This is a genomic window from Pseudorhizobium marinum (genome assembly GCF_000705355.1).
Taxonomy (GTDB): domain Bacteria; phylum Pseudomonadota; class Alphaproteobacteria; order Rhizobiales; family Rhizobiaceae; genus Neorhizobium; species Neorhizobium pelagicum.
This window is the reverse complement of sequence record NZ_JMQK01000002.1, coordinates 300,546-325,420: the sequence shown is the minus strand read 5'-3', so window position 1 is coordinate 325,420 and position 24,875 is coordinate 300,546. Positions and strand designations below refer to the sequence as shown.

Annotated in this window: 20 protein-coding genes, 1 tRNA gene and 1 pseudogene; 13 read left to right on the top strand and 9 right to left on the bottom strand. The window is 63.2% G+C overall.

Annotated features, from left to right (window positions below):
• Nucleotides 1–43 precede the first annotated feature (43 nt).
• Nucleotides 44–3,694 (bottom strand): ATP-binding protein, encoded by a 3,651-nt coding sequence (locus EO99_RS0103720; RefSeq protein ID WP_328286592.1) that lies wholly within the window; start codon nucleotides 3,692–3,694, stop codon nucleotides 44–46.
• Between the two features lie 221 nt (nucleotides 3,695–3,915).
• Between EO99_RS0103720 and EO99_RS0103715 the strand changes: the two genes are divergently transcribed.
• Nucleotides 3,916–4,362, top strand: a complete 447-nt coding sequence (locus EO99_RS0103715; RefSeq protein ID WP_029617297.1) for a phasin family protein — start codon at nucleotides 3,916–3,918, stop codon at nucleotides 4,360–4,362.
• A 123-nt stretch (nucleotides 4,363–4,485) separates the two neighbouring features.
• Nucleotides 4,486–4,562, top strand: a tRNA-His gene (locus tag EO99_RS0103710).
• A gap of 111 nt (nucleotides 4,563–4,673) precedes the next feature.
• Here the strand turns inward: EO99_RS0103710 and EO99_RS28635 are convergent.
• Nucleotides 4,674–4,802 (bottom strand): annotated as a pseudogene (locus EO99_RS28635) (DUF6894 family protein); the annotation flags it as partial.
• A 175-nt stretch (nucleotides 4,803–4,977) separates the two neighbouring features.
• On the opposite strand from EO99_RS28635, the gene EO99_RS0103705 reads away from it, so the two are divergent.
• The 3 genes from EO99_RS0103705 to EO99_RS0103695 all read left to right on the top strand — a co-directional run bounded on the left by EO99_RS0103705 (nucleotide 4,978) and on the right by EO99_RS0103695 (nucleotide 6,758).
• Nucleotides 4,978–5,979, top strand: coding sequence for a sensor histidine kinase (locus EO99_RS0103705; protein ID WP_029617296.1), 1,002 nt, complete (start codon nucleotides 4,978–4,980; stop codon nucleotides 5,977–5,979).
• Between the two features lie 108 nt (nucleotides 5,980–6,087).
• Nucleotides 6,088–6,324, top strand: a complete 237-nt coding sequence (locus EO99_RS0103700) for a hypothetical protein (RefSeq protein WP_029617295.1) — start codon at nucleotides 6,088–6,090, stop codon at nucleotides 6,322–6,324.
• Nucleotides 6,325–6,512: 188 nt separating this feature from the next.
• On the top strand, nucleotides 6,513–6,758 hold the full coding sequence (locus EO99_RS0103695) for a helix-turn-helix domain-containing protein (RefSeq protein ID WP_029617294.1): 246 nt from the start codon (nucleotides 6,513–6,515) through the stop codon (nucleotides 6,756–6,758).
• 12 nt (nucleotides 6,759–6,770) lie between these two features.
• Here the strand turns inward: EO99_RS0103695 and EO99_RS0103690 are convergent, their stop codons facing one another.
• Complete coding sequence (locus EO99_RS0103690; RefSeq protein ID WP_029617293.1) at nucleotides 6,771–7,652, bottom strand: LysR family transcriptional regulator; 882 nt, start codon at nucleotides 7,650–7,652, stop codon at nucleotides 6,771–6,773.
• A gap of 107 nt (nucleotides 7,653–7,759) precedes the next feature.
• On the opposite strand from EO99_RS0103690, the gene EO99_RS0103685 reads away from it, so the two are divergent.
• Complete coding sequence (locus EO99_RS0103685; RefSeq protein ID WP_029617292.1) at nucleotides 7,760–9,256, top strand: CoA-acylating methylmalonate-semialdehyde dehydrogenase; 1,497 nt, start codon at nucleotides 7,760–7,762, stop codon at nucleotides 9,254–9,256.
• A 306-nt stretch (nucleotides 9,257–9,562) separates the two neighbouring features.
• Here the strand turns inward: EO99_RS0103685 and EO99_RS0103680 are convergent, their stop codons facing one another.
• Nucleotides 9,563–10,609: a Fe(3+) ABC transporter substrate-binding protein gene (locus tag EO99_RS0103680; protein WP_029617291.1), complete on the bottom strand. Its 1,047-nt coding sequence runs from the start codon at nucleotides 10,607–10,609 to the stop codon at nucleotides 9,563–9,565.
• Between the two features lie 175 nt (nucleotides 10,610–10,784).
• On the opposite strand from EO99_RS0103680, the gene rirA reads away from it, so the two are divergent.
• The 4 genes from rirA to EO99_RS0103660 all read left to right on the top strand — a co-directional run bounded on the left by rirA (nucleotide 10,785) and on the right by EO99_RS0103660 (nucleotide 13,857).
• The gene (rirA, locus tag EO99_RS0103675) at nucleotides 10,785–11,267 is read left to right on the top strand and encodes an iron-responsive transcriptional regulator RirA (RefSeq protein ID WP_029617290.1); all 483 of its coding nucleotides are present in this window, start codon (nucleotides 10,785–10,787) and stop codon (nucleotides 11,265–11,267) included.
• Between the two features lie 118 nt (nucleotides 11,268–11,385).
• Nucleotides 11,386–12,420: an AbrB family transcriptional regulator gene (locus tag EO99_RS0103670; protein ID WP_029617289.1), complete on the top strand. Its 1,035-nt coding sequence runs from the start codon at nucleotides 11,386–11,388 to the stop codon at nucleotides 12,418–12,420.
• A gap of 84 nt (nucleotides 12,421–12,504) precedes the next feature.
• Nucleotides 12,505–13,029, top strand: coding sequence for a gluconokinase (locus EO99_RS0103665; RefSeq protein ID WP_029617288.1), 525 nt, complete (start codon nucleotides 12,505–12,507; stop codon nucleotides 13,027–13,029).
• A 183-nt stretch (nucleotides 13,030–13,212) separates the two neighbouring features.
• Complete coding sequence (locus tag EO99_RS0103660) at nucleotides 13,213–13,857, top strand: TetR family transcriptional regulator (protein WP_029617287.1); 645 nt, start codon at nucleotides 13,213–13,215, stop codon at nucleotides 13,855–13,857.
• Between the two features lie 17 nt (nucleotides 13,858–13,874).
• Here the strand turns inward: EO99_RS0103660 and EO99_RS0103655 are convergent, their stop codons facing one another.
• From EO99_RS0103655 to EO99_RS0103645, 3 genes are all read right to left on the bottom strand, one after another.
• Nucleotides 13,875–15,173 carry an NAD(P)/FAD-dependent oxidoreductase gene (locus EO99_RS0103655; RefSeq protein WP_029617286.1) on the bottom strand — a complete coding sequence of 433 codons (1,299 nt, stop codon included), beginning with the start codon at nucleotides 15,171–15,173 and terminating at the stop codon, nucleotides 13,875–13,877.
• Between the two features lies 1 nt (nucleotide 15,174).
• Entirely contained in the window at nucleotides 15,175–16,533 is a 1,359-nt protein-coding gene (locus EO99_RS0103650) for a glutamine synthetase family protein (RefSeq protein ID WP_029617285.1), read from the bottom strand.
• A gap of 182 nt (nucleotides 16,534–16,715) precedes the next feature.
• Complete coding sequence (locus EO99_RS0103645) at nucleotides 16,716–17,963, bottom strand: NAD(P)/FAD-dependent oxidoreductase (RefSeq protein WP_029617284.1); 1,248 nt, start codon at nucleotides 17,961–17,963, stop codon at nucleotides 16,716–16,718.
• A 183-nt stretch (nucleotides 17,964–18,146) separates the two neighbouring features.
• Between EO99_RS0103645 and EO99_RS0103640 the strand changes: the two genes are divergently transcribed.
• The 3 genes from EO99_RS0103640 (at nucleotide 18,147) to malQ (ending at nucleotide 21,840) form a co-directional block, all read left to right on the top strand.
• Nucleotides 18,147–19,571, top strand: a complete 1,425-nt coding sequence (locus EO99_RS0103640; protein WP_029617283.1) for a phosphomannomutase — start codon at nucleotides 18,147–18,149, stop codon at nucleotides 19,569–19,571.
• A gap of 64 nt (nucleotides 19,572–19,635) precedes the next feature.
• Entirely contained in the window at nucleotides 19,636–19,770 is a 135-nt protein-coding gene (locus tag EO99_RS28415) for a hypothetical protein (RefSeq protein ID WP_268871279.1), read from the top strand.
• Between the two features lie 189 nt (nucleotides 19,771–19,959).
• Nucleotides 19,960–21,840, top strand: a complete 1,881-nt coding sequence (gene malQ / locus EO99_RS0103630; protein ID WP_037110952.1) for a 4-alpha-glucanotransferase — start codon at nucleotides 19,960–19,962, stop codon at nucleotides 21,838–21,840.
• Between the two features lie 48 nt (nucleotides 21,841–21,888).
• On the opposite strand, the gene EO99_RS0103625 is transcribed toward malQ, so the two are convergent.
• Nucleotides 21,889–23,061, bottom strand: a complete 1,173-nt coding sequence (locus EO99_RS0103625) for an osmoprotectant NAGGN system M42 family peptidase (protein ID WP_029617281.1) — start codon at nucleotides 23,059–23,061, stop codon at nucleotides 21,889–21,891.
• A gap of 6 nt (nucleotides 23,062–23,067) precedes the next feature.
• Nucleotides 23,068–24,861 carry an N-acetylglutaminylglutamine synthetase gene (ngg, locus tag EO99_RS0103620; protein ID WP_408002857.1) on the bottom strand — a complete coding sequence of 598 codons (1,794 nt, stop codon included), beginning with the start codon at nucleotides 24,859–24,861 and terminating at the stop codon, nucleotides 23,068–23,070.
• Nucleotides 24,862–24,875: the final 14 nt, after the last annotated feature.

The following is a 24,875-nucleotide window of genomic DNA, read 5'->3' as shown; positions in this document are numbered from 1 at the left end:
AATTCCATCCTCTTTCAGCAGAGGACTGCTAGTCCCGCAGACGTCAGTTCGCAAGCACTCGCTGGGGCGGGAAGGTGATTTCAACCAGTGTGCCCTCACGCGGTTCCGAGTGAATGGAGAAATTCGCGCGGTTGGCGTCGACCATGGCCTTGGTCAGCGGCAGACCGAGGCCTGTCCCGTCACCGCGCTTGCGGGCGTTGCCGGCGACCTGACGAAACGGCTTCATGGCCATCTCCAGTTCCTGGCGGGTCATGCCGATGCCGGTGTCGCGCACCCGCAGGATAACGCTGCCATTTGCCTCGTAGGCGGTCGAAACCACGATCTGCCCGCCGGATGGCGTGAAGCGGATGGCATTGGACAGGATGTTCAGGACGATCTGCTTGACCGATCGCAGGTCTGCCACCACCGGCGGCACTGCCTGCGAGAGCGCCGTACGGATGATCACCCGCTGGCTGTTGGCTTGCGGCTGCACCAGTGCAACGCTCTCGGAGATGGTCTCGTTGATCTCCACGGCACTGAAGTCGAGCTCCATCTCGCCTGCCTCGATCTTCGAGATGTCGAGAAGATCGTTGACGATATCGAGGACATGCCGACCGGAGCGGACGATATCGTTGGCATATTCGACGTAGCGCGGATGCCCGATCGGCCCGAAGCGCTCGGACGCCATCAGATCGGCAAATCCGATGATGGCGTTGAGCGGCGTGCGGATCTCGTGGCTGACGTGGGCCAGGAACTCGCTCTTGTGGGCATTGGCGGTCTCGGCGGAGCCCTTGGCGGTTCGCAGCTCCTCCTCGGTTCTCTTCCACTGGGTGATGTCGCGGATCACGGCGCAGTAGCCGTTCGAGGAGGTCAGCCGGCCGATGGTCATGAACAGCGGGATGAAGCCGCCGGAGGCCTCGCGCCCGATGACCTCGCGGCCATCGTTGAGCACGCTTGCCACGCCATGATCCGAAAGGCCGCCCAGGTAGTTGACGATAGCCCTCTGGCTCTCGTGGGCAAACAGCATGACGAAGGGCTTTCCGGCCGCTTCCGTCGTATCGTAGTTGAAGAGCGCGCTGGCCGCTCCGTTCATGGAGCGGATGTCGCCGCCTGCATCGATGACGACCACGCCATCGGTTGCCGTTTCGAGGATGGCGCGAAGTTCCTCCACCTCCACCTGAAGGCGCGAAGCCTCGAGCGAGACGAGCTTGCTGGCATCGGATGCGCCATCATCGGGCTGCTGCTCGGCCACGACAGGCATCAGCGCCAGCATCAATGCGCCGGCCTGCTCGAAGCGCACCGACTGCAGCCGCGCCGTCACCGGAACGATGGTGTCGTCGGCGCGCACGACCACCATGCCACCGGCCTCGGCCCTTTTTCCTTCCAGTTCCTGGCGCTGCAGAAGCGCATCCAGGCCGCCGACCTCGGCGAGTGCGTCAACGGAGCTGTATCCGGTCAGACGCAGGAACTCGGGATTGCCATGGATCAACCGGTCGCCGCTGTGGACGAGCAGGGCCACCGGCATCTGGTCCAGGATCTCGGCTGTAAGGCCGTTGCGTTCGCGATGCAGGGAAACGGGAAGCGCCGCTGCCTGGTCCTCCGGCTCCGCAACTGTGGCATCCGGCTGCTGCTCCGGTTCGTCCCCAGCTGAAGCGACCGTCTCTTCCGCGGTGGACTGAGCCGGCTCGTCGCCGTCATCATCGGGCGCGATTTCGGCAGGCGCTTCGTCGGTTGCGGCCACGGACAGATCGTGGGCCTGGTCATCTCCGCTGTCGGGAGAGTGAGTCTCCTGCTCTTCGGCAGAAATCTGCGCCTCGTCTTCGGCGGCGGCATCTACGGGCGCCTGCGGCTGCTCATCGACCCCTGCATTGTCGTCGCGGCCGATGAAGCTGTCGAGCTGGCGGGCGATCTCGCGGAATGCGGCCTGTTCCACCGGGGAGAGGCTCTCCCTGCGGCTGCGGCGGTGCTCCAGCGAGATGACCTTCTCGGAAGCGGGGACGGAGGTTTCCACCAGCCGAAGGGCTGGCCGCTCGCCCGTCGGCCATTCAAGCGGCGTCGCCTCGCGCTCGGACTGCTGCGGCGCCTCGGCTTCGTCTGTCGATGGAGTATCGCCGCCGGCGGGCTGATCACCACTGTCTGTGGCCTCCTCCTGCGTCTCGGAGGCGAGGTCTGTCTCCGCAGTGTCGAGCTCTTCGGTGCCTGCCGTATCGGCGGTATGCTCGACGATCTCCGGCACGTCCTCGTCTTCGGGCGCGGAGTCCGGCTCCTCATCGGCTTGAACTGCATGGCCTGCCGGAATGCCGCCCAGAACGAGACCCACCGCATGGGGGTCCTCGACCGCATCGCTCATCCGGATGATACCAAACCCCCGGAAACCATCGAAGGTGCGGGTGCGTGTGTAGGTCGGCAGTGCCGCAAGATCGATCGGCACCACGAGCGACGTCCCCTCGATCGGCCACCAGATGGTTTTCCCCGACCAGGTGTCGCGCTTGCGCAGCAGCTCGGCAATCTTGCCCTCCGGGTCAAGGTGGAACAGCCCGGCGACATCGCCGAAGGCCATGCCGTTGATATCCGCCGCATGGGGGCCCACGATCTTCGCGAATTCTGCGGAGACCTCGCAAAAGCGGCCCTCCGCATCGATTTTCCAGACGAAGCGCGTGGCGCGGGCGTCGCGGCGAAAGAGGAAACCTTCGTCTGCGCGGTCCGCGGTCGGCTCTTGCGGCGCAAGTGCCGAGGTTGGTGCGTCGTGAACAGCCTGATCGTCAGTCTCATCGGTGGACGAAGCATCGGCAGCTGGCGGCTCGGCTGGAATCGAAGCTGCCGTGGTCTCGTCCGAAGGTTCCGCAACCTCAGGCTCGCCGTTTCCAGGCTCCTCGGCGGGCAGATCGAGCACGATGATGTCTTCCGGCTCCGGAGCCTCTTCCAGATGCGCGACCGCCTCGATTGCCTCCTGGAAATCAGGATGCGCAGATGCCTGTGCGACAGCCTCGGCAGGCTCACGTCCACCGTCGTCGGCGTCATCGGCGACCGGCTCGTCGACGCCGGCTGCAACGGCTTCGACGACAAAGAGAAGATGGAGCGCCGGATCGGTCGAGACACTGCCCATGGCTGCGGGCAGATATCCCTTTGCCGTGGGGACCGGGCGCTTGACCAGGCGGCTGGCCTCGCTGCTGGCCATGGTAACCAGCATGCGGGCGGTCTGCTGCGTCAGCTCGAGCTCGGCAAAGCCGCTCGATCCGGCAATCACCGCACCCTCGCCGTCGAGAATGGCAATATGCGTATCGAGGTCGTCCAGCCCCTCGATCATGCTGGCGGCAGCCGCTTGCGGGGTGCCGGCCGTCGCGTCGGTCGCCGCCGTGAACAGCACCGCCGTCTCGCCGCAGATGTCGATGAGCGTGCAGGAGGCGGGCACGGTGGCGCGCTGGAAGCCGGCAGCAATGCGGATGGTGAGGCCAGCCATGTCGCCGACTGCGCGCAACTGGCGGCCCGCGGCGGCGATCTGCCGGAAGGACAGGTCCTGGCGCGCGGGTCCCCGGTCGAGGAGATCGTAGACCGAGCCATACCCGAAGACCTGCGCCCCGCGCCCATTGGCCCAGAGCACCTCGGTCATGTCGACGGAAAACAAAACCACAGCCTTGCCCGCAGCGAAGGGCTCGCGGATCTTGTCGTGCACGGCAACGTCGATGAATGGATACTGGATAACTGGCATGGACATGGCCCGAGGTCGCTGTTGGCGGCAGTCAGTTGTTAACAGACAGTTAATAGCCTTAGGTGCGGTTCAGGTCCACAAGCGGCCGGCTTTATGGTCCCACAGGGTTAACAAACCAGAATGCTGCACCGCACAAAAATGTTGCAGCGCACAATAACTTGTATTATACTCTTGTCATGAAGCTTGGATCAACTGCCGAGCATCACCAACCCACGGGGAGTGAATACATGGCTTATCGTACTGATGATGTCTTCGCCTTCAGCGCCTTTGACCCGGCAAAGCTGACCGAGAATTTCCGCGACTTCGCTGAAAAGGGCGCGGCCCAGTCCCGCGAAACCTATGCACGCATGAAGGCCGCTGCGGAAGAGGCCGGCCAGACCGTCGAGACCACGATGCAGTCGGCCCAGGCCGGTTCCGTCGAGATCGGTCTCAAGGCGATCGAGGCCCTTCGCACCAACGCCGATCTGTCGTTGGCGCACATGGAATCGCTGCTCGGCGTCAAGTCGGTCGCGGAATTCCTGGAGCTGCAGACGACGTTTATCCGCAAGCAGGCAGAGCTGACGGTCGAACAGGCCAAGGGCCTGCAGGAAGCCACACGCAAGCTGGCCGAGACGGTCAGCCAGCCGGGCAAGGATGCCGCCGAAAAGGCAATGGCGACCTTCAAGACGGCCTGAACCACGTCCGCCACAACGAAGACAGGCCGGTTGAAAAACGCAGGCCTGTTTTGCCATCGGGGGCTTGCAAAACAAGTCCGATGGCCGTATTGGACCCGAAACGGCACCTGGAACGGTGCTTGTGCGGTTGTAGCTCAGTTGGTTAGAGCGCAGGTTTGTGGCACCTGAGGTCGGAGGTTCAATTCCCCCCAACCGTACCATTTTCTCTCTATAAATCTTGAAATCTTGGTACGAAGCCGCCGTTTGCGGATGGCGTTCCGTGCCGCAAGTGCGCGTTTTTGACGAGCGGCTGGACCAATTCGCCTGTCCTTGTCGGAGGAAGCGCGTATGCTGCAGCGAACGTCGTCCGCCGCTTCTGCTCTCGCCGTCGGCGGATCGGGAAGCGCTAATCCATCCGGATCATCGATCAGATGCTCCGGCCGGTGGATGTAAAAGAACATTGGCATTTGGCACAAACAGACGTGGCGAATGATAGTTTCGGTCCCGAAGCGCACAGAAGGATATCGTCCGCTGGCGCATCCGGAGACGGTTCGATGGGATGATGGTGGACGGGGATCGCCCGTCTTCATCCCGCGGGGGCCGACCTAACCACCTTGTCTGGTTGAGTGAGTGATCATGTCGTCAAAAGAAGCCAAATCCCTCTGGAATACCCAGGCTCTGCGCAGAGCCATAGAGGCTGCCGGCGTGGCTCTTTGGATCTGGAACGTGGATACGGACCATTTCGCCATGGACGAACAGGCCTTCCGGCTGTGGGGCGTCGAGCAGGACGATGAGGAAGTGTCCTTCGAAGACCTCTCCGCCCATATCCACCCCGCCGACAGGGATCGGGTCAGGGCCGCATTCAACGCGACACGCGCCATCGTCGGTCCCTATGAAATCGATTTCCGCATCATGCTCGGGGAGGAGATCAAATGGATCTCGGCCCGCGGTATCGGCAATGATGCAGGCCTGCATGGTCGCCATATGTACGGCGTCTTCCTGGACGTGACCGGCCGCAAGCAGGCGGAAGAAGGCCACGAGCTGCTGGCGGGGGAGATGAGCCACCGGGTGAAGAACCTCCTGGCCGTCGCAACGGGCCTGACCCACGTCACCTCGCGCTCCACCACCACGGCCGCAGAAATGGCCAAGGAACTGACCGAACGACTGACGGCACTCGGACGGGCGCATGACCTGGTGCGCCCGCTGCCGGGGCATCAGGGGCAGGCGGCGCTTCTGGGGGATCTGATCTCGATCCTGCTCTCGCCCTACGAGGATATGGGCGCGTTCAGCGGTCGGATCCGCGTCGCCGTGCCCCGCATGGGCGTCGGAGAAATTGCCGCGACCACCATGGCGCTGGTCTTCCACGAGCTGGCAACGAACTCCCTGAAGTACGGGGCTCTGTCGGCAGACACCGGTACACTTGATATCTCCGGAACTCTGGAAGACGACGAGGTCACCATCGTCTGGACCGAACGCGGCGGCCCTTCCGTGGAGACCCCGAAAGCCGCCGATGGATACGGGAGCAAGATGCTCGTGCGGATCATCTCCGGTCAGCTTGGCGGTGCGATTTCCTACAACTGGTCAAGCGAGGGCGTCATCGTGGCTCTGAAGGTGAGGGCCGGGAAGCTTGCCACCTGACCGGCTCAGCAATCTCCGATCGACTTGCCCCTTGCCACACCCATGCGCCTGATGCCGGGATTGGGAACCAACCAGGCAGGAGGCAGTTAAGGGATCAGGAGAGCCCCGATGCCGCTTTATCTGCTGAAAATATCGAATGACCGCGAGACGGAGATCGAGATCGAGGCCAGCGATGAAGCTGAAGCGATGAGTGTCGGCTATAATGCAATGGCTTTGTTTGTCTGCCGCAATTTCCCACCTCCCGAGTCGATCTCGATCCGCGTCGTCGATGCGAACCGGACACCGGTTGGGCGTCTCAAGATGACTTTCGAGATGGAGACCGCCGTTCGAGCCTCGCTGCAGTGACTGCCGAAACCTGCGTTCCACCGGGCGCGTTTCTGCAAGGAACCTGATGTGACTGCCGTTTAGGCACCGGCGCTACTTGTCATTACAGCAGAAGTACCTATTTTTGTGCGGCGCACCCTGTATGCGCGCTGCTTCTGTCATTCCCGAAGATATCGCTTTGGCGAAACCCTCTTGAAGGAGTTGCCCTCATGTCGATTTCCATGAACAACTTTGAAACTGCATCTGAAAAGAATGTCTCGGGCGGGCAGGTTGCTGCCGCTGTCGCCGAGGCACGCCTTGCCGTCGGGTACTCGCTGGAGCAGCTCGCTGTTACCACCGGCCTGACCATCGACCAGCTGACGGCCGTCGAAAACGGCGAAGGTGCCGATGCCGCGCTCCTGCACCGCATCGCCACCGCGCTTGGATTGCCAGCTGCAAGCTTCGTCGGCGTCTGAACGTCGCGGTCCCTAGTTGAAGATGCTCCGCTCTGCTTCCACGAGTTCATTGAGATAATCCAGCACCACCCGCAGCCGCACCAGATCGCGGCTGCTTTCATGATAAGTGGTCCAATAGGCACGGCGAATGGCAATGGCCGGAAGCACGCGGACAAGCTCCGGATGCTGCCGGGCGATATAGTCGTGAAGGATGCCGATGCCTGCACCCGATCGCACGGCCTCGGTTTGTCCGATCGCGCTCGAGATTTCGAAACTGGCGTCCCAGTCCCGCATCACCTCGCCGGTGAAGTTGAGCGACGGCGAGAAGATCAGGTCTTCCACATAGCCGATCCGCGGATGGCTCTTCAGGCCTTCGATGCTGTTCGGTTCGCCGTTTTCCGCCAGGTAGGCGCGGGAGGCATAGAGCCCGAGCGAGTAGTCGGTGAGCTTGGAGGAGATCAGCCGGCCCTGCACGGGCTGCTCGACGGTGATGGCGATATCGGCCTCCCGCTGCGAGAGCGAGAAGGAGCGGGGGACCGGCACGAGCTGCACCTTTAGCTGCGGGTGTCTCTGCGTCAGGCCCTTCAGCCGCGAGGCCAGAAATGAAACGCCGAAACCATCGGGGGCGCCGATGCGCACCGTACCGGCAATGGCCGTATCGATCCGCCCCGTGGCAGCCTGTGCGGCCAGCATCTCCGCTTCCATCCGCTCTGCCGCCTGGAAGAGGACGGCACCTTCGGGCGTCAGCTCGCAGCCATTGGTCCGGCGGATCAGCAGCCGGCTTTCCAGCGCCTCTTCCAGGTGGGTGACGCGCCGCCCCAGCGTGGCATGATTGATGCCGAGCCGACGCGACGCCGCCAGCAACTGGCCGGCCCTGGCGACCGCCAGGAACATCCGCACATCATCCCAATCCATCCACACCTCCTGATGCTGATTTATGCACAGCGGATGCGTAAACTATCGCGTTGCATTGTGCAATTTTGAGTGTCAGTCTGACCCACACACGAGCGGAGGAGCATTCCATGTACGAGATCGGTCATTTCATCGACGGCAAGCGCATCACCGGCGCCAGCGGTCGCACGGCCAATATATTCAATCCGGCCACCGGAGAGGTGCAGGGGACCGTCGCCCTGGCAAGCGAAGCAGAGCTGAGCGCGGCCGTCGAATCTGCTCGTTTGGCTCAGCCGGCCTGGGCTGCGACCAACCCGCAGCGCCGTGCCCGCGTCTTCATGAAGTTCGTGCAGCTGCTGAACGACAACATGAATGAGCTGGCGGAGATCCTGTCGCGCGAGCACGGCAAGACGATCGAGGATTCCAAGGGCGATATCATTCGCGGCCTCGAGGTCTGCGAGTTCGTGATCGGCATCCCGCATCTCTCCAAGAGCGAATTTACGGAAGGTGCCGGCCCCGGCATCGACATGTATTCGATCCGTCAGCCGGTCGGCATCGGCGCCGGCATCACGCCGTTCAACTTTCCGGGCATGATCCCGATGTGGATGTTTGCCCCGGCGATCGCCTGCGGCAATGCCTTCATCCTGAAGCCGTCCGAGCGCGACCCGTCGCTGCCGATCCGGCTGGCGGAACTGATGATCGAGGCCGGCCTGCCGGCGGGTGTCCTGAACGTCGTCAATGGCGACAAGGCGGTGGTGGACGCCATCCTCCACCACCCGGAAATCGGTGCCGTGTCCTTCGTCGGCTCCACCCCGATTGCCCGCTATGTCTATGCGACGGCCACTGCCGGCGGCAAGCGCGCCCAGTGCTTCGGCGGCGCCAAGAACCACATGATCATCATGCCGGATGCCGACCTCGACCAGGCGGCCAATGCGCTGATCGGCGCCGGCTACGGTTCCGCCGGCGAGCGCTGCATGGCGATCTCGGTGGCGGTGCCGGTGGGCGAGGAGACGGCCAACCGGTTGATCGAGAAGCTGACGCCGATGGTGGAAAGCCTGCGCATCGGCCCCTACACCGACGACAAGGCCGACTTCGGGCCGCTGGTCACCAAGGAGGCGCATACCCGCGTCACCGGGCTCATTGACCGGGGCGTCGAGGAAGGCGCCAAGCTCGTCGTCGATGGCCGGAACTTCAGGCTGCAGGGTTATGAGGAAGGCTACTTCGTCGGCGGCTGCCTGTTCGACGAGGTGACGCCGGAGATGGACATCTACAAGACCGAGATCTTCGGCCCGGTTCTCTCGGTCGTCCGTGCCGCCAACTACGAGGAGGCCCTGTCGCTTCCGATGAAGCACGAGTACGGCAACGGTGTCTCGATCTACACCCGCGATGGTGATGCCGCACGCGACTTCGCCAGCCGCATCAACATCGGTATGGTTGGGATTAACGTGCCGATCCCGGTGCCACTCGCCTATCATTCCTTCGGCGGCTGGAAGGCCTCGTCCTTCGGCGACCTCAACCAGCACGGCACGGATTCCATCCGGTTCTGGACCCGCACGAAGACCGTCACCAGCCGCTGGCCCTCCGGTATCAAGGATGGCGCAGAGTTCTCCATCCCGACCATGAAGTAACGCAAAGGGGCGGCCTGCCTTCGAGGGCGGGCTGCTTATTTGCTATTGAACTTAATTAGCCAGGCACTAGTTCTACCCCACCCGAGGAGGGGTAGCTATGGTGTATGAGTGGGATGAAAAACGCGCCCGGCGCACCTACTGGACAAGGCTTGCATTGACTGGCGCGGGATGCGTAGCGGCTATCGGCGCATCTCTTTGGATCGCCGACGCGTTCGGTTTCGGGTTTTGATAGCCCCGGTTCGGGCAAGGCCCTGAAATGGCGAGGCCGGCGAATGCCGGCCCCGTTTAGCTCTTGATGAAGTCGTATCAGTCCTCAGGGCCTTCATTCACGCCGACCTTGTCAACCAGTTCCGAAGCGACTTTCCGGTTTGCCGCGATGTCGGCAAGCGGCAGCGTGTCGGGCTTGATCGTGCCGAAGGACTTGACGATCTCTGAAGGCTCCGCACCCGGCATGACGGGATATTCGAACACCTGCTCCGCATAGATCTTCTGCGCCTCGCCGGACGCGAGGAATTCCATCAGCTTCACCGCATTGTCCTTGTTCGGCGCATTCTTGGCCAAAGCCATCGCCGAGATGTTGACGTGCGTGCCGCGGTCTTCGGTATTGGGGAAGAGCACCTTGATGGCGGCCGCCCAATCCTTCTGTTCCGGCTCCTTCTCGTTCGTCTGCATCAGTCCGACGTAGTAGGTGTTGCCGAGCGCAATGTCGCATTCGCCGGCCAGGATGGCCTTGGCCTGGTCCCGGTCGCCGCCGTTCGGCTTGCGCGCCAGGTTGTTCTTCAGGCCCGTCAGCCAGGTCTCCGTATAGTCCTCGCCATGTTCGGCGACCATCGAGGCGATCAGGCCGATGTTGTAGGAATGCTGCGCGTCACGGATGCAGATGCGGCCTTTCCACTTCGGATCGGCCAGTTCCTCATAGGTGATCTGGTCCTGCTCGACGCGATCCTTGGAGGCATAGACCACGCGGCCGCGGGTCGTCAGCGCAAACCACTCGCCGGCCGGATCGCGGAACTGCGCCGGGATGTCCTTGTTGATCGTCTCGTTGTCGGTCACCGGCTGCGTCACGCCGCCTTCAGTGGCTTCCATGACACGGGCGATGTCCACGGTCAGGATGACGTCTGCCGGCGAATTGGCGCCTTCCGCCTGGATGCGCTCAACGAGACCCTTGTCGAGGAACAGGACGTTGGTGGCGACGCCGGTTTCCTTCGTGAACTCGTCCAGCAACGGCTTGATCAGGTCCGGCTGACGGTAGGAGTAGATGTTCACCTCACCATCGGCCATCGCCGGCTGGACGGAAAAAATCGATACGCCGGCCAAAGCGCTGGCTGCTAAAATGCCTTTAAGTGCTGTCATGTGGAGCCCTCCATCGGTTCAAATCATTCTTGATCCGAAAAGTCATGATTTTTCGGGCTCGTCAACCGTTTCCATCTGTCCGAACCGATAACTTGATCACAATTTTCTTATTTTTGAATTGTTCAAAACTGCACGAGCCACTATATGTTGGGCGGACAAGACTCGGAGAGATAGCATGCGACTGACGAAACAAACCAACTACGCGGTGCGCATCCTGATGTATTGCGCCGCCAACGATGGCCACCTCAGCCGCATCCCCGAGATTGCGCGTGCCTATGGCGTGTCCGAGCTTTTCCTCTTCAAGATCCTGCAGCCGCTCAACAAGGCGGGCCTCGTTGAAACTGTACGCGGACGCAACGGCGGCGTGCGCCTCGGACGGGCTGCCGACCGCATCACCCTATTCGACGTCGTCAAGGTGACGGAAGACAGCTTCGCGATGGCCGAATGCTTTGAGGAAGGCGTCGCTGAATGTCCCCTCGTCGATAGCTGCGGCCTCAATTCCGCGCTTCGCAAGGCCCTCAATGCCTTCTTCGAAGTGCTGGCCGACTACACCATTGACGACCTCGTCAAGGCACGCCCGCAGATCAATTTCCTGCTGGGTCTCGATGAGGTTCGACGCCCCCTGAAGCTTGCTGCGGTGCCCGCGCCCGCCGCCTGACCACTCGCCTGATCGGCGCCGGCAACGTCCGGCCCCGAGGTTGACCTTCTGCTGACATGCAATAGAAAGAAAATGGCTCCGGGTCCGGCAGCCTGTCTTTCCCTGCCTTGGCGTCAGCATGTCCCTTCTGGAAATCCGCGTCTTCGCACTGACCGCCGTGATTGCTGCAGCTGGCGCGGCTCTCGCCTATCTCCTCGAGTTCCCAGCCCCCTATCTCGTCGGGCCGGCCGTTGCTGTGACGATAGGCGGGCTTGCAGGACTGGATCTTCGCATCCCGGTGCTGGCCCGCAACGCAAGCTTCGTCATCGTCGGCCTGTCGATGGGAACGGGGCTGACCCCTGAGATCTTCGTCGCCGCCAGGACATGGCCGCTGAGCTTCCTGATGGTGCCCGTGGCCATCGTCATTCTTCTCTATGCCGCGACCTGGATCCTCGAACGCTTCTTTGGCTACGACCGGGCGACCGCGCTGCTTGCGGCATCGCCGGGGCACCTGAGTTTCGTCATCAGTCTCGCAGCGGATACCAAGAGCGATCTCCTTGCCGTCGGTGTCATCCAGAGCGTGCGCGTGCTGGCGCTCACCCTGACGGTGCCGCTGATCGTCGATGTGCTGGGGTTGGTGGGCCTGGAGCCTTCCGCTGCCAATCCGACGATGGGACTTGTCCCGCTTCTGGCCTCTTTCGCAGTCGCTGTCCTGCTCGGTCTGATCTTTCTGCGCTGGAAGACCCCCGCGGCCCTCCTGCTCGGCGGCATGGTCGCATCCGGCGCGACCCACATCACCGACATCGTCGTCGGCGATCTTCCCGCCTGGATCATGGTGCCGACCTATGTCCTCCTCGGTGCCATGATCGGGTCGCGGTTTTCCGGTGCCTCGCTCAAGGCGATGCGCACGGCCTTCGTTGCCGGCGCCGTGGTGACCATCGTCGTCGTCGCACTGGCAGCCGTCATTGCCGCTCTGGTCTCCTGGCTGACGTCCGTGCCGGTGGATGCTGCGCTGATCGCCTTCGCGCCCGGTGGGCTGGAAACCATGGCCGCCATGGCGGTGATGCTCAATGCGCAGCCCACCTACGTCGGCGCCCATCACATCTTGCGGCTCCTCATTCTGTCGGCCCTTATGCCCTATGTCCTGCGCCGGGATCTGAGGGCGAAGCCGTAAGTGCCGATAAGATGCCCTCACATCTTGTCGAAGAGCCTTCAGATCGGGTAGCAGGCATCTTTCTCACGTTAGGATAAACGGTCCATGTCCAAGGAAAATCCATCTGCCATCATCGTCATGGGCGTCAGCGGTGCGGGAAAATCATCCATAGGAGAACGCCTGGCCGTCCGGCTGGGTTGCCGGTTCGTCGAAGGCGACCGGCTCCATCCCGCCTCCAACGTGGAGAAGATGGCAAAGGGCATGCCACTGACCGACGAGGATCGCTGGCCATGGCTCGATCTGGTCGGGCAGGAACTGGCAGCGTCGGTCGCAGAGGGCAAAAGCCTCGTGCTGTCCTGCTCGTCTTTGAAGAGGATCTACCGCGACCGCCTCAGGCAGGCAGCCGGCGGGCATCTGCGCTTCGTCTTCCTGAAGGGCACGCCGGAACTGCTTGAGCTCCGGATGGGGGAACGCACAGGCCATTTCATGCCGCTGTCACTTCTCCACACGCAGCTTGCGACGCTCGAAACGCCTGAAGGCGAAGAAGGTGTCGTGACGGTGGACATCGATGCGACTTTGGAAGAGATCGTCGAGGCGGCCCACTCGGGGCTCATGAAGCAGGGCTTGTAAAGCCTAGTTTAACTGTCTGGTGGGATAGTACCTGATTACATACGAAAATGTTGATGAAACATTCTCGGAGATGATCTGGGTCACGCCTATCTCCGTACACGCATATACGCAAGTGCTTGACAGCATTGCGTGGAGGCAGCTGGCAAAGACCGCTTGAGCCTATGTGTGAGGGAAGTACTGACGATGCCTGAGATGACCGAAACCGCCACCTGGGGCCAACTGCGCCGGGTCCCGAAGCAGGAACGTAGCCGAGACCGGATCGACGAGATCCTGAAGGTCTCGATGGACCTGATCGGCAAGAAGGGCATCGATGCCGTGACCATGAAGGAGATCGCCTCTCTTTCCGGCGGCCCCATCGCATCCGTCTATCAGTACTTTCCAAACAAGACCGCCATCGTCGCAATGCTCTATGAGCGTTACGCGGACGAGGTGAAGGATATGATCGAGGCCGGTGTCACGAACCTGCAGTCCAGTCAGGATGTGCTCGCTGCGATCGACGGGCTTGTCGACGGTTACTACGAGAAGGTCAAGGATACACCAGCCATTCAGGACCTGCTGAATGCCGCACAGGCATGCAAGCAGCTGGCGGCAATCGACCTGGAGCAATCGCGGGTCCACAGCAGGATCTTTGCCGAAGCCACGCATCGATTCGTACCCGCTGACCTGCGGGAAGAATTCGACAGGATGGTGCTGTTGATGTTTCACCTCGCAGCCGGTGCCATTCGGCTGGCCTTGCTCGTCGAAGACGAGAACGGCGTAGGGGTCATCCGGGATTTCAAGGCGGCAGCTGGCGTCCAGTTCCAGCGTTTCATCGCTCCGTCCGATTAGTCGGCGGCGCAGCCGCGCTACAAGCCGAGCCTGTCCCGCATCCCGTACCACCAGGCGCCCAGTGCCGTCAGCGGCACGCGCAGCGCCCTTCCGCCCGGAAAGGGCAGGTTGGGCAAGGAGGCCCAGACATCGAAGCGCTCGGCATGGCCGGCCACCGCTTCACCGAGGATCTTGCCGAGCAGATGCGTCGTGGTAACGCCGTGGCCGCTGTCGCCGTGGGAGAAGAAGACCGTCTCGGAAATCTTGCCCATGTGCGGGATACGGGTCAGCGTCAGCGCGAAATTGCCGCTCCAGGCGTAGTCGATCCGGACGTCCTTGAGCTGCGGGAAGGTCTTCAGCATGTTGGGGCGGATCACGCTCGTCAGATCCTTCGGGTCATGTCCGCCGTATCCGATGCCGCCGCCGTAGAGCAGGCGGTTGTCGGCGGTGCGGCGGTAGTAGTCGAGGATGTAATTGGCGTCCTCGACGCAGTAGTTGGCAGGCAGCAGGCTTTCGGCAAGCTCCGCATCGAGCGGTTCCGTGGCCATCACCTGGCTGGACACCGGCATCATCCGCCCATGGATCTCCGGCAGCAGGGGAGAGAGATAGGCATTGCCGCAGACCAGCACATAGTTTGCCCGCACGGACCCCTCCGCGGTGCGCACCAGCGGTCTTTCGCCTGTTTCGACGCCCGTCACGCGCGATCCTTCAAAGATGCGACCGCCGAGAGACTCCACCACTGCCGCTTCGCCCAGCACGAGGTTCAGAGGATGGATGTGTCCGCCCAGACGGTCGATCATGCCGCCGGCATAGCGGTCCGTCTTCACATATCGGGAGACCTCGTCCTTGCCGACCATCTCGAGGCCGGAGTGACCGTATTTCTCCCAGTTCGCCTTGTGAGCCGCCATCTCGCGGACCTGCTTCTCCGTGAAGGCCGCAAAGAAGCCGCCCTGCACGAGACCGCAGTCGATCTTGTATGTCGCAACCCGGTTGCGGATGATCTCGCCGCCCTCAAGCGACATGGCTCCGAGCTTCACCGCCTTGTCGGAGCCATACCGCCCGGCGATCGTCTGCAGGTCGCGGCTGTAGCCGTTGACGATCTGGCCGCCGTTGCGACCGGACGCGCCGAAACCGATCCGCTCTGCCTCCAGCACGACGACCGAATATCCCCGTTCGCAAAGCTCCAGTGCCGCCGAGATCCCGGTGAAGCCGGCACCGATGACGCAGACATCCGCCTCGATCTCCCCCTGCAACTGCGGCCGGACCCGCTTGTCGTTGGCGGAAGCCGCATACCATGAGTTGGCGTGGCGGGGATTGTCGCTGGTCTTGTAGGTCATGTCACACCGTCCGGATGTAGGCGTCATACTCCACGTCGGTGACGCGAAGAGAGAATTCCTGGATCTCCTGCTGCTTGCAGGCGGTATAGAGCGCGCGGTATTTCGGACCCAGCGTAGCATAGGCGAAGGTAGACTTCCCGAATTCGTGCACGGCGGAGGCCCAGTTGGTCGGCAGCGGCTCGTGGCTCACCGCATGCGCGTCGCCGGTAATCGCGCCGCCGGGATTGCGCTTCTCCCGTATGCCGGCCAGTGCCGCGCTGAGGATCATGGCCAGCACGAGATAGGGGTTGGTATCCGCGCCAGCGACACGATGCTCGATGCGGGTCGCCGGCTTGCTCGCCGTAATGACACGCACGGCGGCAGAACGGTTGTCGAAGCCCCAGGAGGCGTAGGTCGGCGCATGTTCGCTCGGCCGCAGGCGCCGATAGGAGTTCGCGTGCGGGGCAAACACCGCCATGCTCTCCCCCATGTTCTCCAGGAGGCCGCCGACCGAGTGGAACAGCATTTCCGAAGGTCCGTCCTCGCCCGCATAGACGTTGGCGCCGCTTTCGTTGAGCAGCGAGAAATGCACATGCATGCCACTGCCTGCCTGCATGCCGTAGGGTTTTGCCATGAAGGTCGCATCGAGATCATTCGCCCGCGCAACGCCCTTGACCACGCGCTTCAGCAGCACGGCATAATCGGCGGCCTTCAGTGCATCCGGCACATGGTTCAAGTTGATCTCATACTGCCCGGGGCCGTTTTCGCGCAGCGTCGTATCGGCGGGGATGCCCTGCGCCCGCGCCGCTGACGCGATGCCGTGAAAGACGTCCTCGAAGTCCTGCAATTCGGAGATCGACAGAACCTGCGTCTGTCCCGTGTGCCAGCGTCCCTCGCGCGAGTTAGGCGGTCGGACCGGGTCAAGCGCCGAGCGGACGGGGTCGATCAGATAGAACTCGAGTTCGGTGGCCACCACCGGCGTCAGGCCCAGCCGGGCAAAGCCCCTGAGGACATTGGCCAGCACCTGGCGCGGGTCGCCATAGAAGCCGCTGCCGTCCGGGTCGCGCATGGCAAGCAGGACCTGCGCGGTGGGGCGGTTGAGCCATGTGACGCGCGACAGCGTGCCCGGCACCGGAAAACAGAGCCCGTCCGGATCGCCGGTGCCTTCCGCCAGCCCGGCAGCGTTGACGTCGCGTCCCCAGACGTCGAGCGCATAGACCGAGCGTGGCATCGCCATGCCGTTGGCCAGCACGTCGAGAGCCCGTTCGCGGGGGATCCATTTGCCCCGCGGCACGCCGTTCACGTCGATGACGAAGGCCTCGAGGACCTCGATGTCGGGATTGCTGTCGAAGAAGATCTGAGCTGAGCTGATTTCGTCCATGAAACACCAGGTAATCGTTATGCCGTTGGCGCCACAGGCGCTCGAGCCCCTTGGGCTGTTCTAGCGGTGAACGGTCTTGGCGTTGTAGATGAGATATCGAACCAAAAGGTCGGACGGCCCTCGCGGGGCCGACCGTATCGCCGTGGATGCGGACTGTATCCGCATTTGCCGCAGGGTGCCAGTCAAGCGCCGAACCGCTCAGGCCGGTAGGCGGAGATGTCGATGAACGGCGTCTCCCCGGTGATGGCCTCGGCAATGGCGCGGCCGGTGGCCGGCCCGAGCGTCAGTCCGTGGTGGGCGTGCCCGAAGGCGAACCACAACCCGCTGTGACGCGGCGCCTTGCCGATCACCGGCATCATGTCCGGCGTGCAGGGGCGGGCGCCCATCCAGGGCTCCTCGTCGAGCCGCTCCCCGAGCGGGAAGATGCCGCGCGCAACGGCCTCGGCCCGGTCCAGCTGGACCGGTGTCTTCGGCGCATCGCGAAGGGCAAATTCCGCCCCCGTCGTCAGCCGGATGCCCTGGTTCATCGGCGCGAGGAAATAGCCGCGCTCGGCATCCATGGTCCAGCCGTTGAGCTTCGCGTTCCCCTCGGTACCGTAGTGCATGTGGTAGCCGCGCTTGACGCCGACGAGGAAGCGATAGCCGAGCGGCTTCGTCACCGTGTCGGACCAGGGGCCGAGCGCCACCACCACGTCCTTGGCTTCGACCACGCCGTCACCGGCCACCATCCGCCAGCCGGTGGCGGTCTGCGACAGGCTCTTGGCATCGCCGTTGAGGAACCGGCCGCCGAGCTTTTCGAACAGGCGCAGATAGGCCATCGTCAGCGCATGCGGATCGCGCACCGACCATGGGTCCTCCCACTTCAGTCCACCGACAAAATCCGTGCTGAGGCTCGGTTCCTGGGCAGCGATATCGGCGGGTGACAGTTCCTTGAAGGCAACGCCATATTCGCGATTCAGCCGGCCCGCCTCGCGCAGTTCGCCATCGCGCTTGGCAGAGGTGCGAAACACCTCCGTCCAGCCCTGCTTGACGATCAGGTCCTCGGCGCCGGCCTCTTCGATCAGCTCGTTGTGGGTGTCGATCGAATGCTCGATCAGCGGCGCATAGGCGCGCGCGATCAGCTGGTGCCGGCTGAGGTTGGAATTCCACCAGTATTTGGCGAGGAAGGATGACACCAGCGGAATGGCCCGCCAGTGGTAATGCGCATCGATGCGATTGTTGAGCGCGTAGCGGAGGATCTGGCCGAACTGCTGCGGGAAGCCGTAGGGAACGACGCCCTCGCGCTGGATCAGTCCGGCATTGCCGTAGGAGGTCTCCTCGCCCGCGCCGCGCCGGTCGACCAGTACCACCGACTTGCCGCGCCGCGCCAGGTGCAACGCCGTGGAGACGCCGACAATGCCGGCACCGAGAACGATCGCATCCGCTGTCATATCTGCTTGTTTCCAGTCCTGTTATGCATGGGGCGAACATGCCGAGGACGATGCTGCGGTGCAAATGAAAAATGGTTACGATCGACGTTTCTGGGTCGGATACAGCCCGTGCCGCGCTTGTCCGCTGCGCTGCACACGGTATAGCTTCGCAAAAGACAGGATGATCAAAGGGCAGGTGACAGGATGAAGTTCGGAACGAGCGGGTTGAGAGGGCTGTCGCCAGACCTGAAGGGCGCGGCGTCCATGCAATACGCAGCCGCCTTCGGCCGGTATCTTCTGGAGAGCGGGAAAGCCAGGCCCGGAGCGGAAATTCTCCTGGGACGCGACTTTCGCGACTCCAGCCCTGAGATTTCTGGAAACTGCGCTGCCGCACTCTCTAGGCATGGGTTCGAGGTGATCGATTGCGGCACCGTGCCGACGCCGGCACTGGCGCTCTATGGACTGGAAAAGGGCGCAGCCGCGCTGATGGTGACCGGCTCCCACATTCCCGCGGATCGCAACGGCATCAAGTTCTACCGGCCGGACGGCGAGATCGACAAGCAGGATGAGGAGGCGATCAGCAGCCTGGCGTCGGCTATCGATGAAGTCGGGCGGGACGAGGGCAACACCATCGCGACGATCGATCGATCCGAGGAATGCGCTGCCCTCTTCATGGAGCGCAACCGCTCACTCCTGCCCAACCAGGCGCTCGCCGGCTTGAAGGTCGGCGTCTATCAGCACAGCACCGTCGCCCGTGATCTGCTGGTGGAGGTCCTTGCGTATTACGGTGCCGAGGTTGTCGCGCTCGGCCGCTCGGCGACCTTCATCCCGGTGGATACGGAAGCAGTCTCGACCGAGACGATCGAAAGAATGAAAGCTTGGGCGAGAGAGCATCACATTCATGCAATCGTCTCCGCCGACGGTGACGGGGATCGCCCTCTCGTGTCGGACGAGACAGGAATGCCGATCCGGGGCGATCTGCTGGGCGTCGTTGCCGCACGCTTCCTGGATGCTGCCGTGACGGTGACGCCGGTGACGTCGAATTCCGGAATCGAGGCCGCAGGCAGCTACGAGGTCGTCCGCACCCGGGTCGGGTCCCCCTATGTGATCGCTGCCATGGACGAGGCCGTGGCAGCCGGCAAGCAGCGCGTCATGGGCTTCGAAGCCAACGGCGGCCTGCTGACCGCAACCGATTTCACGGTCAACGGCCGGATCGTCAGGGCCCTGCCGACCCGCGATTGCTTCCTGCCGATCCTGGCGATGCTTTTCCTTGCCGCCCAGGAGAAGAAGCCGCTGTCGGAACTTGCCTCCTCCTTCGGTCTTCCCTTCGCCGCCGCCGACCGCCTGGAGAACTTCGCGCTCGATAAGAGTTCGGCCCTGATGGCGTATCTGCGAAAGGGCGACCAGGAGCTGCAGGAGTTTCTGGCGCCGATCGGAAACGTCGCCGGCAAAAGCGACATCGACGGACTGCGGATCACGCTGGCGGACAGGCGCATCATCCACTTCAGGCCCTCGGGCAACGCCCCGGAGATGCGGTGCTACGTTGAAGCCGAGGACAGCGCGGCAGCCGAGGCACTTCTACAGGCCGGTCTGGCGCGCATCCGGGAGTGGGCCTCAGCTTCCGCCTGAGGTCGGTAGTCACGAGGAACTTTCATGGCCGCTCCGGGTTCGCCCTGCCAGATAGGAGAGCCTCATGAATATCCGTTACCTCGTAATTGGCCTCATCATAGCCGTGATTGCGCTCGTGATCATCATGTCTCGCCCGTTCCAGTCGACGGTGGTGGAGGAAGATCCGGGCCAGCCGTCGCCCCACGCCATCGATCAATGACCTGCTGCCGCTGGGGCTCCATCCGGGGCCTCGGCGGTAGCCTTCGTTGTTGCTCTTGCCCGCCAGGGTCGCCGGAGTTTCGTTTCCCCACTATCCGGCAGGAGCTAAATGGCGGCCGATGCTGCCGCATCAGGAACCTTCGCGTGCGAAATGCTGTTCAGAAGTCGAGCAGCCAACCGGAAGTGACCCATGACCAAAAGCAGAGCGGCAAAAGCGCCGTCCGATTTCGATCGTTTCGCGACACTCCACGGCATTCCGCCTGACTACGAAGACCAGCAAGGCAAGATCCGTCCGGTTCCGGAGGCGACGCGCCGCAAGATGCTGGAAGCGCTCGGCATCTCCGCTGATCCAGCCGTTCTGAAAAGCCAGGACAAAGGCCTTCAGCCGCCACGGCTGGAGCTGGACGGGCGCGCACACTGTTATCTTCCTGAGTTTCTGGAAAAATCGCCGGTCTGGGGCATCTCGCTGCAACTCTATGAACTGAGATCGCAGCGCAACTGGGGAATCGGCGACTTTGCCGACCTTCGCGAATTCTGCGCGATTGCAGCGTCGGCCGGAGCCGATTTCATCGGCCTCAGCCCGCTTCATGCGCTGTTTCTCACGGACCCCAGCCGGTGCAGTCCCTATTCGCCCTCGAGCCGTGTCTTCCTCAACCCTCTCTACATTGCCGTCGACAAGGTGGAGGGGTTCGATCCGTCCTGGGTGGGCGCAGCGGAACTGGAAAGCCTCCGGTCCGCAGACATGGTGGACTACAAGGCCGTTGCAGACCTGAAGCTCGCCGTCCTGCGAAGGATCTGGACGTCCTGGCGCCAGAAGGGCCTCAAGAAGGAGGCGCTTGAACGGTTCAAAGCGGAGCACGGTGAGGTTCTGCGCAGGCACGCCGTCTTCGAGGCGATTTCGCTTCACATGGCGGCGGAAGGCCATGGCAGCGGTTGGCGGCAGTGGCCTTCGCAGTTCCAGAAATGGGACGGCGATGCGGCTCGCCATTTTGCCGAAACGCAGTCGGACGAAGTCGAGTTTCACATCTGGCTGCAGTGGCTGACCGCAGCGCAGCTCGCCGAGGTCACAGCCGATACGTCGCGCCTGGGCATGCGCGTCGGCCTCTACTTCGACCTTGCCGTTGGCGAAGCGCCGGATGGCTCGTCCACCTGGAGCACGCCCGATCTCGAGCTGCCCGGCATGCGGGTCGGCGCGCCGCCCGATTTCTTCAGCACCAGCGGTCAGGATTGGGGTCTGGTCGCGCTTTCGCCCAAGGCGCTGCAGGACCAGGGCATGGCGCCCTACCAGGAGCTCATCGACGCGTCCATGCGATATGCCGGAGCGCTGCGCATCGATCATGCGATGGGCATCTGGCAGCTGTTCCTGCTGCCGGAGGGCGAAGCGCCTGCCGTCGGGGGCTACCTTCGCTATCCTTTCCCGGACATGGTCTCCGCTCTTTCTCGTGTCAGCCACGAGCGACGGAGCATCGTCATCGGCGAAGATCTGGGCAATGTCCCGAACGGGTTCCGGGAGGTCATGGAAGAGGCGAATATCCTCGGCTACCGGGTTCTCTATTTTGAGGAAGCCGATCCCAAGGGCTATGACATCAGCGGCATGACGCGCCTGTCGCTTGCCTGCCTGGGAACCCACGACATGCCGCCGCTGATCGGCTGGTGGCGTGGCGAGGATATAAACCTGGCGCTGGAGCTGGGACTGACGGAGCCCGAAGCGGCAAAACAGGCCAGGTCGGATCGGGCCGCACAACGCACGAGCTTTCTGGACGGACTGGGATTGTCGGGGCTGATCGAGCGTCGGAACGTCATGGCCACGATCGCCGACAGCTCAAGCGGCATCACGACAGAAGTGGCCGTGGCCATGCATGGGCTTCTTGCCCGGGCGCCGAGCCTGATGGTCGCGCTGCGGCTCGCCGATCTCGTCGGCGAGGACCAGCCCACCAATGTTCCCGGGACGTCGGATGCCTATCCGAACTGGCAGCGCAAGCTCCGTCTGCCGGTAGAGGAGATGGCAGAGAGCTCGCTGTTCAAGCAGATCGTCACCGTCGTCGCCGAAGAAAGGCCGAGAAAGGCTTGAAGCCAAGATGAGGATCGCCGCAGCCGCCTTGGTGGCGGCGGCGGATGCTCAGTCGCTATCGGCGCGCGAAGCGGCCTTCGCCTCCGCCGGGGTGGGATGCGGCTGGTCCGCGAGTTCGGTCGGCTGGTGGGTAAAGCCTTCGACCCCGGAAATGGGCTGAAGATCCCGCTGGATCTCCACAGGGCTGACCGCGAACGCACCGACCAGTTTCGCCACCGACAGCAGTGCATCCGTGTGGATGCGTTCATAGCCATGCGAGGCGTCGACGCCGAAGGTCACGAGGGAGGTCCGCACATCATGTCCGGCTTCGATGGCCGATGCCGAATCCGATCGGTAGTAGCGAAACACGTCCTTCTGGTAGGGGATCTCTTCCACCTTGCACAGGTCGACGAGTTTCTTCGTCAGGTGGTAGTCGAACGGTCCCGACTGATCGGCCATCGCGATGGTGACGCCGAATTCGGAGGAGTTCTGTCCCGGCGCGGTGGTCCCGTTGTCGATCGCCAGCATCGAGGCGACATCTGCGGTGATGACGGAGGAAGCACCGACGCCCACTTCTTCGGCGATCGTAAACAGCCAGTGCGTGTCGACCGGTGTTGCCGCTCCCGCGCGCTCCAGCGCCTCGATGGCCGCCAGCGCGATGGCGACACCCGCCTTGTTGTCCAGATGGCGCGAATTGATAAAGCCGTTGTCGAGGAATTCCGGCGTCGGGTCGATGGCCACCGTGTCGCCGACGTCAATTCCAAGCGCGCGGGTTTCCTGAAGCGAATGAGTCAGGGCATCGATGCGAAGCTCCACGTAGCGCCAGCCGACGGGCAGCGTGTCCACCTCGTCGTTGAACGTGTGGCCGGACGCCTTCAATGGCAGGATGGTGCCGCGGAAGCTCCCCTTGCTGCTGAAGATCGTTACCCGCGCCCCTTCCGCAAAGCGCGCCGACCAGTGGCCGATCGGGACCAGCTCCAGCCGACCGTTGTCCTTGATGAACTTCACCTGGGCGCCCAGCGTGTCGAGGTGCGTGACCATCGCGCGGGCGCCGCGACGGCGGCTTCCCTGGCGAATGGCGCGAATGGCGCCCCGCCGCGTCAGCTCCGGATGCAGGCCCAGCCGCTCCAGTTCCCGCGAGCAGTAATGGACGATTTCGTCCGTATAGCCGGTCGGGCTGGAGATCGCGAGAAGCGCCTTCAACTGCCCCAGAAGGTAGTTTTGATCTATGTCGATGGTCATCGTGACTTACATTTTTCCCAGTGCGACGCTTGCTGCCCGGTGCCCGGAATGTGGAAACAGCAGGTCGAGGAAGCGTTCGGCGGTCGGCTGCGGCTCATGATTGGCAAGCCCCGGGCGTTCGTTGGCTTCGATGAAGACGTAATCCGGGTCGGTCGGCGACCGGACCATGAAGTCGATCCCGACCACCGGGATGTTGATCGCGCGGGCTGCGACGACCGCAGCCTCGACCAGCCGGGGATGAACGATTTCGGTGACGTCATGGATCGAGCCGCCGGTATGGAGATTGGCGGCCTTGCGCACCATGACTTCCTGACCCTTGTCGAGAACGCTCTCCAGTGCAAGGTCGTTCAGCTTCAGGCAGCGTTCGGTCTCGGCGTCGATCGGGATCCGGCTCTCGCCGCCGGTGGCGGCAGCCCGGCGGCGCGACTGGGCTTCGATCAACCGGCGGACGGTTTGCTGGCCGTCACCGATCACGGTGGGCGGGCGGCGGACTGCTGCGGCGACGAGCTTGAAGTCGATCACCACGAGCCGCAGGTCTTCGCCTTCGAAGCAGGACTCGATGAGAACGCGGTCGCAGACCTCCCGGGCCTCCGCGATCGCGCGCTTGACGGACTCCAGGTTGTCGAGACCGACGGCCACCGCACGACCCTGCTCGCCCCGTGCGGGCTTCACCACCGCGCGTCCGTGCCGATCCAGAAATTCGGTGAGCTGCGCGTCGTCGTCGGTCGCATTGATCTGCTCCGGCACGGAGAGGCCGGCCCGCTCGACGACGCGCCGGGTGACCGCCTTGTCGTCGCAGATGGACATGGCAACGCCCGAGGTCAGTTCCGACAGGCTCTCGCGGCAATGGACCGAACGACCGCCTTGTGACAGCCGAAAGAAGCCGCCTTCGCCGTCGGTGATCTCCACATGGACGCCGCGCCGGCGCGCCTCGTCGACGATCAGCCGGGCATAGGGGTTGAGAACGTCATAGGCCTCCAGCGGGCTGGCGTAGAGCCGTTCGTTGATGGAATTCTTCCGTTTGACCGCGAAGGCCGGAATGCGCCGGAAATGCAGCTTCTCGTAGAGGCCGATGGCCTGCTCGTTGTCGTGCAGCACCGAGAGATCCATGCAGGCGGCACCGCGGGCCTTGAAGTGCTCTGCCAGCCGCCGCACCAGCGCCTCGCCGATCCCGGCGTGGCGCGCCTGCGGGTCGACGGCCAGGCACCAGAGCGAGGAGCCGTGTTCCGGATCGTTGAAGGCGCGTCGATGGTCGATGCCGGTCACCGTCCCGATGATCTCGCCGGAGCTCTCGTCTTCCGCAACGAGATAGGTGATCGAGCGGTTGTCGCGGTTGGACCAGAAGAAGTCCGGGCGCACCGGCACCATCCCGCGTGCGGTATAGATGCGGTTGACCGCATCGGCATCGGTTTCCGACGAAAGGCGCCGAACGAAGAATCCGCGGGGTTGCTTGCGGCTGCTGCGATAGGTCGCCAGATCCAGGCGGAACGTGTGGGACGGATCGAGGAACAATTCCTGCGGGGCCGCCGCAAGAAGCACATGCGGATCGCCCACGTAGACTGCGATGTCGCGGTGCTCGGGAGCCTCCTCCCGCAGCGCCGAAACCAGCTGCTCCTGGCTCTTGAAGGTCTGTGCGAACAGAAGGCGTCCCCAGCCGCAATCCACCTGCGATGCTTCCACGGCGATCACCATGTCAGGCGCCTGGGAATGCTGACCGTGACTGGAATAGTCGACCCTCTGCTTGAGGCGATGGGCAACCGATTTTGCGGAACGGTAGCGCCCGGCCTTTTCGTCTGTCATCGTCTTCCCCATCC